The sequence below is a fragment of the Aeribacillus sp. FSL M8-0235 genome (assembly GCF_038000355.1).
In the GTDB taxonomy this organism is placed as follows: Bacteria; Bacillota; Bacilli; order Bacillales; family Aeribacillaceae; genus Aeribacillus; species Aeribacillus composti.
Window position 1 is genome coordinate 160,681 of record NZ_JBBOBW010000001.1, and the last position, 18,282, is coordinate 178,962.

The following is an 18,282-nucleotide window of genomic DNA, read 5'->3' on the forward strand; positions in this document are numbered from 1 at the left end:
GAGTGGTTGAATGGAACAGCGTGAACTGAAAAAAATAAAAACAAGGAGGAGATTTTGATGAATGTAATTACAGACTTTAATGAAAGACGGCAGGAAAAAAAGCTTCTCACTGAGCGAAAAATGTTAAAAGATCTCGCAATTCGCAAGTTGAAAAATATGATTGATGAATGGTTTAATCCTTTTTTTCAAAAACGCTTCCATAAAACTGCAATGGAAGAAGAGTGTGTCCACTCGGCCATTGAATCTTTTTTGTTGGGAGCGGCCTACAGCCGGTTCGGATATTACGGAGAATCGATGGAGCAGGCCAATACACGTTGTATACAGGAAGAACAAGAGCTTATTAACAATTTATTTGACAATATTCTTTATTTGGCAAGGGAATCAAATGATGATTTTGTTATGGAATCCATCTATTTGACATGCCAGCACTTTATTCATTATTGGTGGGAAGAAGGGTTTTTAGCTGGTAAAAAGAGATACAAACTAAAGCTTTAAAAGCAGTTCATGCATGGCTCATTTCAACTTCGTTGGAACGGGCTTTTTTTATGCCTAAAAACGGCTTGTGAAAAAATGATTTGACGGGGGCCATTACTGAATTCGTCTTTTGATTGGCTTTTTTATTTCAAAAAGGAAAAGTTCAGGATTTATTGGCAGTGCTGCTTATTTTTTGCAAGGAAGAATGAAGCAAAATGGTTTTTTATTTCCTATGTGAAATATTACTCGTAAGGACAGCATCCGTGCACTGTGGCTATGTTATAAAAACTTTTAAAAACAAAAATTGCGGTTTTCAAAATGTTCATCTCGATATGAATGTCTTTTCAACGATTCCAGATTTTCGCAGATAGAAAAAGTTTTTATCATTTGCCGAGCAAACCTCCAATTATGTAGCTCAGGTGAGGAAATCAGCTTTTATTTTTTATTTGGCTTTTTTTGCTGAGCTTCGACACGTTTCTTTTCTCTTCACCACAAAGTTTTATTAGCACTTTTCATTTAAGCGAATAGGCTTAAAACTTTTGTGACTGTTCAAAAAATTTTAGTGCCTTATACAAAATCATCCATTATAATATTTCTATCAATTTTTTATAAATAAAGAGGTGGAGAAATGGGTTGGTTGAAAAAGTCGCTATGCCTTGTTCTTATTTTTTTATTATTGGTGCCAGCTAGCGGTTTTGCACAGGAAAGAAGTTCAGACACAGCATCTGGAGGAAATAAATACATATTAATCAGCAACGAGTCCGTCGACGTATATAAACCTCAATCCACTGGAAAGTTCAAAATCAATAATGATCAATATACGATAAACAAAAAAATAGGATTGGATGCTTATAAACTGGATGTAAATAGACCTTTTGATATAGAAAAACATGAAGACAAGAAACTTCAACAAAAATCTCTCTCCAAAAAGTTTCTCAATAAAGTTGGCGATACTAAGACATTTTGGGTGCATGATTTTACGACCAATGAAGATAAACAAATTAGCGCCAAGCTGCTGTATTCAGGTACAAAAGCGAACGTATGGGTTTATGATAATCAAATTACAGAAGCTGATGCGCAAAAATTAGGGCAAGAATTTGATCAAAAAATTTATCCGCTCATCACACAAAATTTTGCCAGCGAATCCGATGTGGACGGAAACGGGAAAATTCACATTCTTTGTTATGATATACAAGATGGTTTTGCAGGATTCGGGGGGTATATTGCTGGTTACTTTTATGGAGGAGATTTGCATGATATTCCATACTCCAACAAATCAGAGATTTTTTATATTGATACGTATCCTTTAATGGGAACAGGGACGGAAAAGGATGTAAGTGCTGCATACGAAACATTGGTACATGAATTTCAACATATGGTGAATTTTAACCAAAATGTATTTATAGAAAACGGCTCCCAAATGGATACATGGCTAGATGAAGCATTGTCAATGGCAGCTGAACACATGTATACTGGAAAACCTTTAACGAATTACATTTATTACTACAATATTTCTACCTCCATTACAAATGGTCATTCATTATTGTATTGGAATTATTATGGCGATACTTTGTCTAACTATTCCTTGTCCTATCTTTTTGGACAATATGTCAGAATTCAAGCGAATCAAGGAAACAAGATTTTCAAAGAGATTTTAACAGATACTCATAATGATTATAAAGCAGTAGAAAATGTAGCGAAAAAATATATCAACTCTTCCCTTACATTTGGAGAATTGATGACGAACTTCCGCAGTGCCCTTTTACTGAAGAAAGATACGGGAAAATATGGCTTTAAAGGAGAAGAAGGCTTTAATTTATTAATTCCAAAAATATTTTCGGGAGAATATGCCAGCTTGCGGGGCGGCGGAGCCATAGTAAAACGGGCTGTTGGTAATGAAACTGTTCCTGCATCTAAAGGAAATGACATCACTTATACTTTTTTAGATGAAAAAAATCCTTACACTCCTCCAAAACCGATAGTAAACCCGGTAAGTGATCAGGATACATTTATAAATGGCCTGTCTAATCCAAGAACGACTGTTTATGTCCAGCTTGGTTCAAAGATATTGAAGACTGCAGCGGCTGATCGTAATGGATCCTTCCGCATTTCCATCAGTAAACAAAAAGCTGGAACTGTCTTAAGCGTATATGCCAAGAGTCAGGAAGGAAATAAAAGCAAGTCGGTTCAAATAACGGTGCTCGATAAAACGCCTCCTAGCATTCCAAGCGTAAACCTGGTCAGCGATAAAGATAAAACGGTCAGAGGGACAGCGGAGGCAGGATCAAAAATAACAATAAAGGCCGGCAGCAAAGTATTGAGCACCGGCACGGCAGATAAAAATGGGAAATTCACGATTTTGTTAAAAACAGCTCAAAAAGCTGGAACAGTTCTTTACGTAACAGCGACGGATAAAGCGGGGAATGTGAGCCCGGCGCGAAAAGTGACGGTAATTGATAAAACACCGCCGCGTACTCCGAGTGTAAATTCGGTCAGCAATAAAGATAAAACGGTCAGAGGGACAGCGGAGGCAGGATCAAAAATAACAATAAAGGCCGGCAGCAAAGTATTGAGCACCGGCACGACAGATAAAAATGGGAAATTCGCAATTTCGTTAAAAACGGCTCAAAAAGCCGGAACAATTCTTTACGTAACAGCGACGGATAAAGCGGGGAATGTGAGTCCGGCGCGAAAAGTGACGGTACTCGATAAAATACCGCCGGGTGCTCCTAAAGTGAACAAAGTGACAAGAAAATCTTCCTCGGTGACAGGAAAAGCAGAGGCGTATTCAACGGTGTATGTCAAAGCAGGAAAGAAAGTAATCGGTTCGGGCAAAGCGAATAAAAACGGAAATTTCTCCGTTTCAATCAAAAAACAAAAAGCCGGAACAGTTCTCCTAGTGTATGCAAAAGATAAGGCTGGAAATGTAGGAAAAAGCACGAAAGTTACCGTCAAATACAAATAATAAAATTGACCGTGCCAGCCTGATCGGTCTCGTTATAACTGAAACGCAACATTCATCTTAGCTCCCATATTTGCGGGAGCTTTTTTTTATACTCTTAAAATGTTTCTTTTTGAAAAAAAGCGCTGTAAAAAAACTGAATCAGACATACAATTTTATTTTCAAGTGAAGCATTCCATTATCCCCAATTGCCCCTAATTTAAACTTCATATCTAGGACCGAACAGTGATAAGGCGATTTATCATTAAAGCACAAACAGCTGTATGGCAGAAAGTTGACGGCTTCTACAGCTATATTATCTGTTGGGGAGAATGACGAGTTTGAGCAGATTAGTTAAATTTTGAATGCGCCAATTTTCTGGTGGGAATCGGCTGGAAAAAAGAGATATAAATTAAAATTGCAGTAATCATAAATCCTTATGCTTTTCCATATATTGAATTGAAGGGACGAGCAGGAGGGATGCGGAGTGAAAAAAAAGCTGAAATGGGCACTGTTTATTGCTGGGTTTCTAATTCTCGTATTTATCATTCAATATCAATTCTCCCTTTTCAATTCATGGAAATCATGGAATCTTCCGTTATCAGGAAAAATCATTTACTTAGACCCCGGTCACGGAGGTCCCGATGGAGGAGCAGTAGGAAAAAAACTGCTGGAAAAAGATATAACTTTAAAAATTGCCAATATTGCTCGAGATTATTTACAAGAGCAGGGAGCGTTAGTGTTATTGACAAGAGAAAAAGATGAAGATTTGGCTTCGGACGATACACACGGATATAGCCGGAGAAAATCAGAAGATATTCGAAAGCGCGTTCGCCTAATTGATGAATCAGACGCCGATTTGTTTTTAAGCATCCATTTAAATGCTATTCCATCTCCAAAATGGAGGGGAGCGCAAACATTTTATGACGGAAAATATCAGGAGAATGAAGCTATTGCGAAATTTATCCAAGATGAATTAAGGAAAAATTTAAGAAATACAGATCGAAAAGCAAAGCCAATAAGCGGTGTCTATTTACTAAAGCATGCAAAAAAACCGGGTGCGCTTGTGGAGGTGGGGTTTTTATCCAATCCTTCTGAGGAAGAGCTTCTTGCTTCTGAAGAATATCAGAAAAAAGTGGCAGCCGCCATTTACAACGGGGTTTTGCGTTATTTTTCCAATGAACAGCAAATACCGGAATAAATGGATTCTTCTCAGGCATCTATTTTCAATGGACTGTTGGAAATGTGTTATACTATATACTATTAAAAGTCTTATGGAAAAAAGGTGGTTGTGGATACGATGCGGGAAGAAGATGTAAGGTCCATTGTCGAACAGTTGGAAGATCCATTTTTACATAAATCTTTAAAAGAATTGAATGCGATTGAAGAAATAAAAATTAAGCCCGAAAAAAAACATATTAGTTTAAAAATAGCAATTGCCAAAACGGGAACAAGCGAGCAGTTAACACTCCAGCAGCAAATTGTTGCAAAGCTTAAACAAGCGGGTGCCGAGACTGTTGGGCTGCGTTTTTCGGAGCTTCCAAAGGAAATTGTCCAAAAGTATTATTCTGATAGTACAAGCTCTTCCATTTTATCGAATGAAAAAACAACCTTTATTGCAATAGCAAGCGGAAAAGGCGGTGTCGGCAAATCAACCGTATCTGTCAACTTGGCTGTGTCCCTTGCTCGTCTAGGAAAAAAAGTTGGTCTTATTGATGCAGATATTTACGGCTTTAGCGTTCCTGATATGATGGGGATCATGAACCGGCCGATCGTTCGCGGGGATAAAATTATTCCAGTTGAGCGGTTTGGTGTGCAAGTCATATCAATGGCTTTTTTTGTTGAAGATAATGCGCCTGTTGTTTGGAGAGGTCCGATGCTCGGAAAAATGCTGAATAACTTTTTCCAAGAAGTTGAATGGGGATCGTTGGACTACTTACTCCTTGATTTGCCTCCTGGTACAGGTGATGTTGCATTAGATGTGCATACATTGCTTCCAACTAGTAAAGAAATCATTGTAACTACGCCTCATCCAACAGCTGCATTTGTTGCTGCAAGGGCTGGTGCAATGGCCATTAAAACGGAGCACGAAATTTTAGGAGTTATTGAAAATATGTCCTATTTTGAAAGTAAATTAACAGGCCAAAAAGAGTATGTATTTGGGAAAGGCGGAGGTCAGAAGCTTGCAGAGGATTTGCAGGTCCCTCTATTAGGGCAAATTCCGCTTGAGCAGCCGGACTGGGATGAAGAGGACTTTGCTCCGTCTGTTTATAATGAAAACCATCCAATAGGGAAAATTTATTTAGATATAGCAAGAAAAGTGATTGAGATAACAGAAAAGTAAAGGAAGGGAGAGGAGGTCTATTGGCCTCCGCCCCCGCCTTCGTTTCCGGAGCTGCCCCCGCCTTGTTGTTTACTTTGAGCTTGCTGAGCAGCCTTCAATAGCGCCTCCTCAATTTTCGGTTGAAAGAGCGGACTTGATAGAACATCTGTAATTTGCTGCTGTAAATATTGGCGGTATTCTTTGCTTTTTAAAACCTTCAATAGTTCTTCTTCCATTTGAGGATTTTTCAGCACATCCATAAGCATTCCTTGATATTCCGGATCTTTCATTAAACGTTTGATCACTTTTTCATGTTCTGTTTGCAATGTTTTCGCAAATCCTTCCGCAAATTTTGTATCTTCAAATGTATTTTTCCAAAATTCCTTCCCTTTTTCTGATGTTAACGCTTTTTCAATCGTATTATTGACGGTTTTTTGATCTAAAATGAGGTTTCGTTGAACTTCTTCATCTTTCATAATTTCTTGAACGGCTTTTTTTCCTTCGTCAGATTTTAATATGTCTACAACCATTTTTTTTGTTTCATCATAATTCATTGGTTCACTTTGCTGCCGATCCGCACATCCTGCAACGATCATCCATATAAGCATCATGATGAGGAGCGAACAATTTCTACCTCTCATATTTCATTTAGCTCCTTTCAATAATAACTTCTACCATTATGTTGAGAAACCAACTGTTTTTTATGCGAAAAAAGTTTTGCCATATGGTAATATACAAGTTGGATTGATAAAATCATATGATATTTTACGAAATATGGAGGGGTTGGCAGTGAAAAGCCGAAATTGGGTACGATTTTTCCTTTCTACTCTCATTGTAGGTGGAGTTGCGACAAGTATTGTTGGTTTTATCTTAAGATGGAGCGAGTATGAAAAGTTGTTTTTGTCTTTTAATATTGTTGAAATTGTTGCAGTATTGTTTTGGTTGATCGGAGTAGGTTTTATTTTCAGCATCATCAGCCAAATGGGCTTTTTCGCTTATTTGACTGTGCACAGGTTTGGCCTAGGCATTTTTCGCTCAGTTTCGTTATGGAACTCTGTTCAAATCTTGTTAATCATTTTTGTGTTGTTTGATTTAGTTTATTTTCGATATCAATTTTTTGCGCAAACTGGAGATTCCATTGTCCCGTATATTTTAGTAGCTGTTGTCATTTTGTTGTTTTCTGCTGTAATTGCTTATTTTAAGCAAAAACAGACGAATAAAGATGCGTTTGTCCCTGCATTGTTTTTTATGGTTGTTGTTTCAGTGATTGAGTGGATGCCGGCCCTTCGTGTCAATGATAGAGATTGGCTGTATTTAATGCTGTTTCCAATTTTAATTTGCAATGCTTACCAATTGTTGATTTTGCCGAAAATGACAAATGACTCGCCAAAAGCAAAAAAGAGCTGAAGGAGTTTTCCTTATAGCTCTTTAAAATGCTTATTGATTTCCAAAATATTGAAAACGATTGGTTTGAATTTACTTCCAAAGTTCTTTTCATTTGAATGATAGTTCTTTCGTTCTTGCATTGCTGTTTTCAATTAATTCTTGTACGGTTACATTTTTAAGGCCGTTTTGTTTCAAATGTTGAATAATCGCCGGCAACGCTTGGTTAGTTTGTTTAACTGAATCTGATGCGTGAAGCAGGATAATATCACCTGGTTTTAAGTGTTTCGTAACATTTTGGATAATCTTGTTGACTCCCGGGTTTTGCCAGTCATTTGAATTTACACTGTAATGGACGACAGTTAATCCATATTGTTCAGCAATATTTAAAACGTTTTGATCGAATTGGCAGGTTGGGGGCCGCAGCAATTTTATATCCTTGATACCAAGCTTTTGAAATGTATGCTGGGCTAAAGATAAATCACGCTTAATTTCGTTAGTGTCCAACTCAGTATAGTTTTTATAAGCATATCCTTTGCTGCCGAGCTGATGACCGTCATCGATAATTCTTTTGACTACTTCAGGATGGCGTTCGGCCCATGAGGCGGATACAAAAAATGTTGCATTGGTTAGTCCATATTTTTTCAAAGTATTTAAAATTGGAATTGCTTTTTCATCTCCCCAGCTAATATCAAATGTCAAGGCAATTTTCTTACCGCTTCCGTCTCCTTTATAAATTGCTTTCGGCCCGTTCTTTGTAGTGAAAACCGGGATATTTGGTATTGTTTGAAAGTACATAAAGACAGCAGTAAAAAAAGCGATTATGATTAAAAAAAGTAATTGTTTGATTTTTTTAATATGGATGATGTAAAAACGGTTCATTGATGCTCCTCCTTGTCCTTATCTTGTAAAATTGTATGAATTGAACTTTTAATTATGAATAAGGATGGAGAATTAAAAATAATTTTAAAAAGGTGTTGACGAAATAGTTTAAAGTTGATATATTATTAATCGTCGCTGTTTGTTAAGTGTTTTAAAAAATGTATTGACAAACATTTTGACGCCATGATATATTATGAAAGTCATTGTGAAAAAATAAAAAGCATTGACTGGACATAATTGTTTTGTTATAATGTTATTTCGTCGAAGTAGTTATATGATCCTTGAAAACTGAACAAAACGAAAAGCGTGCCTGTTGATTCTGACAAGAGCATTTGGTGACAAACTTTTTTTGGAGAGTTTGATCCTGGCTCAGGACGAACGCTGGCGGCGTGCCTAATACATGCAAGTCGAGCGGACCGAAGGGAGCTTGCTCCTTTAGGTTAGCGGCGGACGGGTGAGTAACACGTGGGCAACCTGCCCTGCAGACTGGGATAACTTCGGGAAACCGGAGCTAATACCGGATAACACCGAAAACCGCATGGTTTTCGGTTGAAAGGCGGCTTTTAGCTGTCACTGCAGGATGGGCCCGCGGCGCATTAGCTAGTTGGTGAGGTAACGGCTCACCAAGGCGACGATGCGTAGCCGACCTGAGAGGGTGACCGGCCACACTGGGACTGAGACACGGCCCAGACTCCTACGGGAGGCAGCAGTAGGGAATCTTCCGCAATGGACGAAAGTCTGACGGAGCAACGCCGCGTGAGCGAAGAAGGTCTTCGGATCGTAAAGCTCTGTTGTCAGGGAAGAACAAGTACCGTTCGAACAGGGCGGTACCTTGACGGTACCTGACGAGGAAGCCACGGCTAACTACGTGCCAGCAGCCGCGGTAATACGTAGGTGGCAAGCGTTGTCCGGAATTATTGGGCGTAAAGCGCGCGCAGGCGGTTCCTTAAGTCTGATGTGAAATCTCGCGGCTCAACCGCGAGCGGCCATTGGAAACTGGGGAACTTGAGTGCAGGAGAGGGGAGCGGAATTCCACGTGTAGCGGTGAAATGCGTAGAGATGTGGAGGAACACCAGTGGCGAAGGCGGCTCTCTGGCCTGTAACTGACGCTGAGGCGCGAAAGCGTGGGGAGCGAACAGGATTAGATACCCTGGTAGTCCACGCCGTAAACGATGAGTGCTAAGTGTTAGAGGGTATCCACCCTTTAGTGCTGCAGCAAACGCATTAAGCACTCCGCCTGGGGAGTACGGCCGCAAGGCTGAAACTCAAAGGAATTGACGGGGACCCGCACAAGCGGTGGAGCATGTGGTTTAATTCGAAGCAACGCGAAGAACCTTACCAGGTCTTGACATCCCCTGACAACCCTAGAGATAGGGCGTTCCCCTTTCGGGGACAGGGTGACAGGTGGTGCATGGTTGTCGTCAGCTCGTGTCGTGAGATGTTGGGTTAAGTCCCGCAACGAGCGCAACCCTTGACCTTAGTTGCCAGCATTCAGTTGGGCACTCTAAGGTGACTGCCGGCTAAAAGTCGGAGGAAGGTGGGGATGACGTCAAATCATCATGCCCCTTATGACCTGGGCTACACACGTGCTACAATGGGTGGTACAAAGGGCAGCGAAACCGCGAGGTGGAGCGAATCCCAAAAAACCACTCTCAGTTCGGATTGCAGGCTGCAACTCGCCTGCATGAAGCCGGAATCGCTAGTAATCGCGGATCAGCATGCCGCGGTGAATACGTTCCCGGGTCTTGTACACACCGCCCGTCACACCACGAGAGTTTGTAACACCCGAAGTCGGTGGGGTAACCCTTACGGGAGCCAGCCGCCGAAGGTGGGACAAATGATTGGGGTGAAGTCGTAACAAGGTAGCCGTATCGGAAGGTGCGGCTGGATCACCTCCTTTCTAAGGATATATACATTGAAAAAGGTACGCTTTTCCGTTTTGTTTAGTTTTGAAGGATCACATCCTTCCCCGTTTGCTGGTGAATTCGCAAAGTCGATTTCCCAGCGAATAGAAGCTGAATAAAAAAATACAGGATGGGCCTGTAGCTCAGCCGGTTAGAGCGCACGCCTGATAAGCGTGAGGTCGGTGGTTCAAGTCCACTCAGGCCCACCATAAATAAGACCATCCTGGGGCCTTAGCTCAGCTGGGAGAGCGCCTGCTTTGCACGCAGGAGGTCAGCGGTTCGATCCCGCTAGGCTCCACCATAAGTTTGATGAATATTGGAAGCATTGCTCCTATGCGAGAGCCCATTCGAAGGATCGGATGTTCGGCTCGAAGCAACTCAAGCAGCAAGGGAGCTCATTGAAAGAAAAAGCATTGTTCTTTGAAAACTGGATAACGGAAAGACATTCACGAATAGATCGCTCATGTTAGGAAGAAACGGTTAAGTTAGAAAGGGCGCACGGTGGATGCCTTGGCACTAGGAGCCGATGAAGGACGGGACAAACACCGAAATGCTTCGGGGAGCTGTAAGTAAGCGTCGATCCGGAGATGTCCGAATGGGGGAACCCACTGTCCGTAATGGGGCAGTATCCATACCTGAATCCATAGGGTATGGAGGGCAACCCGGGGAACTGAAACATCTAAGTACCCGGAGGAAGAGAAAGCAACAGCGATTCCCTGAGTAGCGGCGAGCGAAACGGGAACAGCCCAAACCAAGAGGCGTGCCTCTTGGGGTTGTAGGACACTCGATTAAGGAGTGACAAAGGAACGGGGTAGACGAAGAGGTCTGGAAAGGCCCGTCAGAGAAGGTAACAACCCTGTAGTCGAAACTCCGTTCCCTCCCGAGTGGATCCTGAGTACGGCGGGACACGTGAAATCCCGTCGGAAGCAGGGAGGACCATCTCCCAAGGCTAAATACTCCCTAGTGACCGATAGTGAACCAGTACCGTGAGGGAAAGGTGAAAAGCACCCCGGGAGGGGAGTGAAAGAGAACCTGAAACCGTGTGCCTACAAGTAGTCAGAGCCCGTTAACGGGTGATGGCGTGCCTTTTGTAGAATGAACCGGCGAGTTGCGATTTCGTGCAAGGTTAAGCCGAAAGGCGGAGCCGCAGCGAAAGCGAGTCTGAAGAGGGCGAAATAGTACGAGGTCGCAGACCCGAAACCAGGTGATCTACCCATGTCCAGGGTGAAGGCAAGGTAACACTTGCTGGAGGCCCGAACCCACGCACGTTGAAAAGTGCGGGGATGAGGTGTGGGTAGGGGTGAAATGCCAATCGAACTTGGAGATAGCTGGTTCTCTCCGAAATAGCTTTAGGGCTAGCCTCAAGGGAAGAGTCTTGGAGGTAGAGCACTGATTGGACGAGGGGCCCCCATCGGGTTACCGAATTCAGTCAAACTCCGAATGCCAATGACTTATCCTTGGGAGTCAGACTGCGAGTGATAAGATCCGTGGTCAAAAGGGAAACAGCCCAGACCGCCAGCTAAGGTCCCAAAGTATACGTTAAGTGGAAAAGGATGTGGAGCTGCTTAGACAACCAGGATGTTGGCTTAGAAGCAGCCACCATTTAAAGAGTGCGTAATAGCTCACTGGTCGAGTGGCTCTGCGCCGAAAATGTACCGGGGCTAAACGTATCACCGAAGCTGCGGGTTGACACCGTTGGTGTCAGCGGTAGGAGAGCGTTCTAAGGGCATCGAAGCCGGACCGGAAGGACCGGTGGAGCGCTTAGAAGTGAGAATGCCGGTATGAGTAGCGAAAGAGGGGTGAGAATCCCCTCCGCCGAAAGCCTAAGGTTTCCTGAGGAAGGCTCGTCCGCTCAGGGTTAGTCGGGACCTAAGCCGAGGCCGAAAGGCGTAGGTGATGGACAACAGGTTGATATTCCTGTACCACCTCCTCACCGTTTGAGCAATGGGGGGACGCAGGAGGATAGGGTAAGCGCGCGGCTGGATGTGCGCGTCCAAGCAGTTAGGGCTGGCAAGCAGGCAAATCCGCTTGCCGTGTGCTTGAGCTGTGATGGCGAGGGAAAGGAAGTACCGAAGTTCCCGATTCCACACTGCCAAGAAAAGCCTCTAGCGAGGTGAGAGGTGCCCGTACCGCAAACCGACACAGGTAGGCGAGGAGAGAATCCTAAGGTGAGCGAGAGAACTCTCGTTAAGGAACTCGGCAAAATGACCCCGTAACTTCGGGAGAAGGGGTGCTCATCAAGGTGATAAGCCATGATGAGCCGCAGTGAAAAGGCCCAGGCGACTGTTTAGCAAAAACACAGGTCTCTGCGAAACCGTAAGGTGAAGTATAGGGGCTGACGCCTGCCCGGTGCTGGAAGGTTAAGGGGAGCGCTTAGCGAAAAGCGAAGGTGCGAACCGAAGCCCCAGTAAACGGCGGCCGTAACTATAACGGTCCTAAGGTAGCGAAATTCCTTGTCGGGTAAGTTCCGACCCGCACGAAAGGCGTAACGATCTGGGCACTGTCTCAACGAGAGACTCGGTGAAATTATAGTACCTGTGAAGATGCAGGTTACCCGCGACAGGACGGAAAGACCCCGTGGAGCTTTACTGCAGCCTGATATTGAATGTGGGTACAGCTTGTACAGGATAGGTAGGAGCCAGAGACGCGTGAGCGCCAGCTTGCGCTGAGGCGACGGTGGGATACTACCCTGGCTGTACTGACATTCTAACCCGCGCCCCTGATCGGGGCGGGAGACAGTGTCAGGTGGGCAGTTTGACTGGGGCGGTCGCCTCCTAAAAGGTAACGGAGGCGCCCAAAGGTTCCCTCAGAATGGTTGGAAATCATTCGGAGAGTGCAAAGGCAGAAGGGAGCTTGACTGCGAGACCTACAAGTCGAGCAGGGACGAAAGTCGGGCTTAGTGATCCGGTGGTTCCGCATGGAAGGGCCATCGCTCAACGGATAAAAGCTACCCCGGGGATAACAGGCTGATCTCCCCCAAGAGTCCACATCGACGGGGAGGTTTGGCACCTCGATGTCGGCTCATCGCATCCTGGGGCTGTAGTCGGTCCCAAGGGTTGGGCTGTTCGCCCATTAAAGCGGTACGCGAGCTGGGTTCAGAACGTCGTGAGACAGTTCGGTCCCTATCCGTCGCGGGCGCAGGAAATTTGAGAGGAGCTGTCCTTAGTACGAGAGGACCGGGATGGACGCACCGCTGGTGTACCAGTTGTCCCGCCAGGGGCACCGCTGGGTAGCTATGTGCGGAAGGGATAAGCGCTGAAAGCATCTAAGCGTGAAGCCCCCCTCAAGATGAGATTTCCCATCGCTCGAAGCGAGTAAGATCCCTTGAAGATGACGAGGTAGATAGGTCCGAGGTGGAAGCGTGGTGACACGTGGAGCTGACGGATACTAATCGATCGAGGACTTAACCAAGTAGGAGCATCTATTCGTGAAAGAAACGTTATCTAGTTTTGAAAGAATGACATTCCGATGTCATTTGACAACAGGAAGGAAAACAGAAAAGGCTGCTTGGTGGCAATGGCGAAGAGGTCACACCCGTTCCCATCCCGAACACGGAAGTTAAGCTCTTCAGCGCCGATGGTAGTGAGGGTTTGTCCCTTGTGAGAGTAGGACGCTGCCAGGCTGCCTTTAAATTCTTTTTGAAAGCTGGGCTTATTGTAGAGAACCATACAAGAGTACATTCTTTTGAAGTCATTTTGATATACTGATTGAGCTGTATGTGAACCAAAATATGGTTTATTAAAATATTCCGCAGTAGCTCAGTGGTAGAGCATTCGGCTGTTAACCGAACGGTCGCAGGTTCGAATCCTGCCTGCGGAGCCATGCTTCCATAGCTCAGTTGGTAGAGCACTTCCATGGTAAGGAAGAGGTCACCGGTTCGAGCCCGGTTGGAAGCTTTGATGAAAAACGTTGAAATAACAAGGTTTTCTCGATGTGCGAGGGAGCCTTTTTTTGTTTTTATATTATTCTTCAACAACATTTTGACGGCAATAAGATCTTTTATATTATTTTTAAAAAAATATAAAAGACCTCGATAAAATTTATGTCGGCCAAAAGGATGATGTATAAAATTTTGTGTAAAGCATAAGGTAGGGTATTTTCTGATTTGGCCAAATATTCCAGAGAACCCTACCTATGTCTAAAAGAATACCGAATGGTGACTGGGCTAATCAACAGGAAAGTACCATTCGTCAGTTTGTGAATGAAAAATTAGAGCTGATTATGTGGGAAGAAATGAAACATTTCCTCGAGATTGAACAAGCTGGAACATCGAATATGAGAAACGGCTACTATCAACGAAATCCAGATGCACAATACGGTCGGATTACCGGAACGGAGAATTTCAAACGCATTTGTTCCCCCTCCCTTACCAACGCCATACCGGCTGGCTCGAGGAAGCGATCATCAAGATGTATCAAAATGACATGAGTACACGTGAAATTAGCAAGTTTAACGAACGAATTTTAGGAAATGCCAATCGTTTTGACTTGAGTTCCAAAGAATTCGGTGACATCTGCCGTTTAGCCATTGAACTGTCTTTTCAAGTGCTTCAAGTAGAATGTATGCATTCAACCCTTTTTCGGAATGGCTGATTAAGTGAAATCTAGAGTTTATTTACTTCCACAAGTGTTTTATTATCAAATTCGTACACTTTATCACATAGTATGTGAATATCCTCACTGATATGACTCGCCAATAAGATGGTTGTCCCCTGTTTTTTCAATGACAACAGCAATTCTCTTATCTGTTTGACTCCTGTTTTATCCAGACCGTTCATTGGTTCATCTAGTATGAGTATTTTCGGCTTCTCCATAATTGCTTGTGCGATACCCAATCTTTGTTTCATACCTAAAGAATATTTTTTCACACTTTTCTTGCTGTTCGGATCTAGACCGACACTTTGGATTGCTTCTATAATCTCCTTATCACTAATCTTATTGCGTATAGAAGCTAAGTATTTTAAATTTTTAAATCCGGAGTAATCGGACAAGAATCCTGGTGTCTCGATAACAGCACCAACTTCAGTGGGAAAGTCAATATCCTTCCCTAAAATATTTCCAAAAATTTTAATTTCTCCTTGGTCTGGGAGTAAAATGCCGCAAAGTATCTTAAAGAAAACTGATTTACCACTCCCATTATGCCCGACAAACCCGTAAATCTTTGCTTCTTCAATATCAAGATTTATATTACTGAATACTTTCTCCTTTTTAAATGTTTTGCTCAAGTTCCTTACCTGCAATACAACTGCCATAGTTTATCACCTTTCCTTGAAAATTCAGCAATCTAACGTCGCGTCATAACGCGATACGACAAATAAATGAACAGAAGAATCCATAAAACATGAAAAATGACAAAACCAGCGATTGAATGACTCCCGCTACCTGGAGCCAACACGTCATAGTTTACAAGTCTGCCATGGCTTCCAATCCATAGATTCACATTCCCCAAAATGAAAGGAATGATGTACATTAAAGCAGCAGAGAAGTACCCGTAACCGCTTTTTTGGGTAAGGAGGTTGATATATACTTGCCACAAACTAATGCTAAAAGAGCCGATTAGCTGGATAATCCATGAAAGGAATAGAAATAACCATTGTGAATATACATCTTTTGACGATAATTTACCTGCCCAATACTGGACTGTAATATCACCTGACTTATAAATAGAATGCAAAATGAACCAGGACAGACTGTAATAAAAAAATAGGTACACAACATGAATGGCAAATAAGACGGTCAAATGGGACAATGCCCACGCGTTCCTGTTAGATATCCGCAGCAAAGTATACAGTAAATTCTCATGAAAATTGTTTTCCATGTATAAGTCAACAATATACGCTAATACGAAAAAAGGGAGCAATGTATGAATGATCGTTAAAATATCCGCCCCCTCGAACACGGCAAAGTGGAAGATGAATGCATCTATAGTGGATGAGACAAGATCTCCATAATATAGAAGTGTGACCAAATTAGAGATGACGAACACTGCGATCGCCAGAAGCCACTGATGATAAGTAAAGTAGCGCATATTAAACTGAACAAGGGCTTTCCATTCTCTGATCATATTCAAGATCCCCCAAATTCCAGCTTTGATTTTCTCATCCACAAGACGAGAAGCATTAAAACTATAGGAGAAACGGCTGCTGCATTCAACACCATTGCCGATTGGAATCCGTTTTCATTCAGCCTAAGCGTCACGAGATAACCGTTATGGATATACAAAAACGGAACATACGATACAAAAAACCTATAAGCAAATAAATGGTTAATAACAAGAAGCATCACCGTCACCGATACTGCTTTGACGATAACCATCTGCTGACGCATAAACAAACAAATATAGGATGCTGAGAAACCAAATACTTAAGACATATCGTATAGCTAACAGAATAAAACCAGTAACTGGTTGTATATGCCCAATAAGCTCCCCGTGGTAAAGATTGGAGGATCCTGGACTCCAATGGATGCTATAACCGTATAATAAAAGAGAAATTAGAGTAATAATACAAAGATATACGAGCGTGTACAGTGTACTTATTAAAAGTATTAGGAATATTTTGGAAAGTAACCAAGTCGATTTTTTATTTAAACGCAGCAGAACATAGAGAGTTATCGGCCGATCATCGCAAATATCACTTAACACAAACAGGAAGAACAGCAAAAACAAGAACAATTGGTAGTAAGGATGATACAGCATATCGAAGATTAAATCCCACATATTGAGGAAACGGTTGTCAATATGCGCTAATTTGCTATTGGCCAGAAAAGTTGCTAAACATACGAGCAATACAAACAAAACAGCTTTTCGAGTCAGAACTACGTGCTTCACTTTGTGTTTCATACAGTTTAAAAGAATGGTCTTAGTGCTCAGGGGATTGGCATTAGTCATCAATTCTCACCCGTCTCGTTCTCCAAATAAAAATTACATAACCTGTAATCAAAATCGTGATCATTGAACCGTATACATAGAATGGCGAAACTTCAGGCCATAAATCATACCAGGTGGATGGAGAAAACTGATATTGATCCAGAATGGCTCCTGCGGTGATCTCCCAAATACCGAAAATCAGAAATGGCCCAACGTATACAATTGCTTTCTTCTTGACGAAGGTGGAAAGGCATAAAGCGATACAGGCGAAACACGCCCCAAGCAAAAAATGCGTTAAAAATTTGATCCAAATATACAATTCAGGCTGTGTGTTGAACAATGTGTAGAATATGCCTTCTTCCTGCAGTTGTCGATAGGGGGAATCGGCATCATTATTAAAAAAAATAGAAATTATAGCGTAAAAGATAAACTCTGGGATGAAGATAGCAAGCCCCCCAGTTAAAGTGGCGGCCAAGAATTTGTTCCTAACATAATGGTCAAAAGATTTCCTTGTTTGTATAAAGTAATGAAACTTCTGATTCTTTTCTTCTAAATAGGAAGCGGCATATGGAAACACAACAATTAAAGGAAAAAATATACCTATGTATGAAAAACTGCTCTCCCAAATATTATATTTGTTGTGTATTTCACCTAAAATATCTTGAATCGCTTGATGATTACCTCGTATATCAGGAGCTTCGGGGTCAAAAAATAAAACATCATACAAATACCTGTCATAAGCTGTCAAAAATATTATTACAAGAGCAAACATACAGGAAACTAACATGCGCTTATTCAATAAACCCCTTTTTAATTCCAGTAAGAGCATCATCTTTCACTCGCTTTCTGATTGATAACTATCAAAACTACTTTAAAAGCATATCGCATTTCTACATTGCAGAAATGCGATATGCTACGGAATCGAAATTGAAAGAGTTAAGTTAATACGTATCTGGGTTCCATTTCCCTTTCATCGTAAAGCGGTCAAATTTACCTCCTTTTTCTTTCCAGATTTTCAAACGGTACTTATAACTGGCCTTAGCTCCATTATTTGTTAATGTGTAATTACCAGCCTTTTTAGTATAAAGATTACTACTTCTTTTCGCACCTTCCGAATTTTCCATTCTTACTCCTGCTGTCCAATTCGAATCTATACTAGTAATCTTAACAACTGGATTCTCTTTATCTGTAAATTTCCATGCATAGTTAGTATAAGCACGTCCAGTTAAAAAGTTTGTTGTCACATCAAAATGAAATTTGTAGTTAGCAGCTGATGCAACAGGCACTAATGCTCCTACAGCTAGAATAGAAGTTAAAGCAATTTTTAACCATTTTTTTTTCACATAAAACCCTCCTCGTTTTTCCGCATTAAAATTCCTGAATTCCCGCGAGAATCCTTCGAGTAAGGTGCTAGCTACCTGTTTTTACAGTTCACATTTTCTAACAATACAGAACGGTGATCACCTAAACTTATGATAGAGTAGAATCCACATTTGAAAAAAGTCCCA

The 18,282-nt window shown here is 42.1% G+C and carries 12 protein-coding genes, 4 tRNA genes, 3 rRNA genes and 1 pseudogene; 13 read left to right on the forward strand and 7 right to left on the reverse strand.

Translation table 11 applies throughout. The annotated features are described in order from the left end of the window. Positions 1-57: 57 nt before the first annotated feature. From NSQ71_RS00900 to NSQ71_RS00915, 4 genes are all read left to right on the forward strand, one after another. Positions 58-495 (forward strand): DUF2521 family protein, encoded by a 438-nt coding sequence (locus NSQ71_RS00900; RefSeq protein WP_340732372.1) that lies wholly within the window; start codon positions 58-60, stop codon positions 493-495. 607 nt (positions 496-1,102) lie between these two features. After that, complete coding sequence (locus NSQ71_RS00905; protein WP_340732373.1) at positions 1,103-3,439, forward strand: Ig-like domain-containing protein; 2,337 nt, start codon at positions 1,103-1,105, stop codon at positions 3,437-3,439. A gap of 463 nt (positions 3,440-3,902) precedes the next feature. Then, positions 3,903-4,616, forward strand: a complete 714-nt coding sequence (cwlD, locus tag NSQ71_RS00910; RefSeq protein ID WP_063387195.1) for an N-acetylmuramoyl-L-alanine amidase CwlD — start codon at positions 3,903-3,905, stop codon at positions 4,614-4,616. Between the two features lie 99 nt (positions 4,617-4,715). Continuing rightward, positions 4,716-5,759 carry an Mrp/NBP35 family ATP-binding protein gene (locus NSQ71_RS00915; protein ID WP_340732376.1) on the forward strand — a complete coding sequence of 348 codons (1,044 nt, stop codon included), beginning with the start codon at positions 4,716-4,718 and terminating at the stop codon, positions 5,757-5,759. 17 nt (positions 5,760-5,776) lie between these two features. Here NSQ71_RS00915 and gerD read toward each other — a convergent pair whose 3' ends face one another. Beyond that, a complete protein-coding gene (gene gerD / locus NSQ71_RS00920) occupies positions 5,777-6,379 on the reverse strand; it encodes a spore germination lipoprotein GerD (RefSeq protein ID WP_094244893.1) in 603 nt (200 codons plus the stop codon). Between the two features lie 148 nt (positions 6,380-6,527). On the opposite strand from gerD, the gene NSQ71_RS00925 reads away from it, so the two are divergent. Beyond that, on the forward strand, positions 6,528-7,145 hold the full coding sequence (locus NSQ71_RS00925) for a KinB-signaling pathway activation protein (RefSeq protein WP_063387198.1): 618 nt from the start codon (positions 6,528-6,530) through the stop codon (positions 7,143-7,145). 87 nt (positions 7,146-7,232) lie between these two features. On the opposite strand, the gene pdaB is transcribed toward NSQ71_RS00925, so the two are convergent. Further along, positions 7,233-8,003 (reverse strand): polysaccharide deacetylase family sporulation protein PdaB, encoded by a 771-nt coding sequence (pdaB, locus tag NSQ71_RS00930; RefSeq protein ID WP_066247916.1) that lies wholly within the window; start codon positions 8,001-8,003, stop codon positions 7,233-7,235. Positions 8,004-8,349: 346 nt separating this feature from the next. Here pdaB and NSQ71_RS00935 point away from each other — a divergent pair. From NSQ71_RS00935 to NSQ71_RS00970, 8 genes and pseudogenes are all read left to right on the forward strand, one after another. Continuing rightward, positions 8,350-9,903 (forward strand): 16S ribosomal RNA (locus NSQ71_RS00935). Positions 9,904-10,039: 136 nt separating this feature from the next. Beyond that, positions 10,040-10,116, forward strand: a tRNA-Ile gene (locus NSQ71_RS00940). A 16-nt stretch (positions 10,117-10,132) separates the two neighbouring features. Then, positions 10,133-10,208 (forward strand) — tRNA-Ala (locus NSQ71_RS00945). A gap of 177 nt (positions 10,209-10,385) precedes the next feature. Further along, positions 10,386-13,318 (forward strand): 23S ribosomal RNA (locus NSQ71_RS00950). Positions 13,319-13,413: 95 nt separating this feature from the next. Beyond that, positions 13,414-13,529: ribosomal RNA gene (rrf, locus tag NSQ71_RS00955) — 5S ribosomal RNA — on the forward strand. The 16S, 23S and 5S rRNA genes sit together here with 4 tRNA genes alongside, the layout of an rRNA operon. Positions 13,530-13,654: 125 nt before the next feature. Beyond that, a tRNA-Asn gene (locus NSQ71_RS00960) sits at positions 13,655-13,729 on the forward strand. Position 13,730: 1 nt separating this feature from the next. Continuing rightward, positions 13,731-13,803, forward strand: a tRNA-Thr gene (locus NSQ71_RS00965). 238 nt (positions 13,804-14,041) lie between these two features. Beyond that, positions 14,042-14,382 (forward strand): annotated as a pseudogene (locus NSQ71_RS00970) (transposase); the annotation flags it as partial. Positions 14,383-14,510: 128 nt separating this feature from the next. Here NSQ71_RS00970 and NSQ71_RS00975 read toward each other — a convergent pair. From NSQ71_RS00975 to NSQ71_RS00995, 5 genes are all read right to left on the reverse strand, one after another. Then, complete coding sequence (locus NSQ71_RS00975; protein WP_144598457.1) at positions 14,511-15,158, reverse strand: ATP-binding cassette domain-containing protein; 648 nt, start codon at positions 15,156-15,158, stop codon at positions 14,511-14,513. A 32-nt stretch (positions 15,159-15,190) separates the two neighbouring features. Next, positions 15,191-15,970 (reverse strand): hypothetical protein, encoded by a 780-nt coding sequence (locus NSQ71_RS00980; RefSeq protein ID WP_340732383.1) that lies wholly within the window; start codon positions 15,968-15,970, stop codon positions 15,191-15,193. A 2-nt stretch (positions 15,971-15,972) separates the two neighbouring features. Then, positions 15,973-16,221 carry a hypothetical protein gene (locus NSQ71_RS00985; protein ID WP_340732385.1) on the reverse strand — a complete coding sequence of 83 codons (249 nt, stop codon included), beginning with the start codon at positions 16,219-16,221 and terminating at the stop codon, positions 15,973-15,975. Between the two features lie 566 nt (positions 16,222-16,787). Continuing rightward, positions 16,788-17,573 (reverse strand): hypothetical protein, encoded by a 786-nt coding sequence (locus tag NSQ71_RS00990; RefSeq protein WP_340732387.1) that lies wholly within the window; start codon positions 17,571-17,573, stop codon positions 16,788-16,790. A gap of 142 nt (positions 17,574-17,715) precedes the next feature. Continuing rightward, positions 17,716-18,117 (reverse strand): hypothetical protein, encoded by a 402-nt coding sequence (locus tag NSQ71_RS00995; RefSeq protein WP_066251736.1) that lies wholly within the window; start codon positions 18,115-18,117, stop codon positions 17,716-17,718. Positions 18,118-18,282 lie beyond the last annotated feature (165 nt).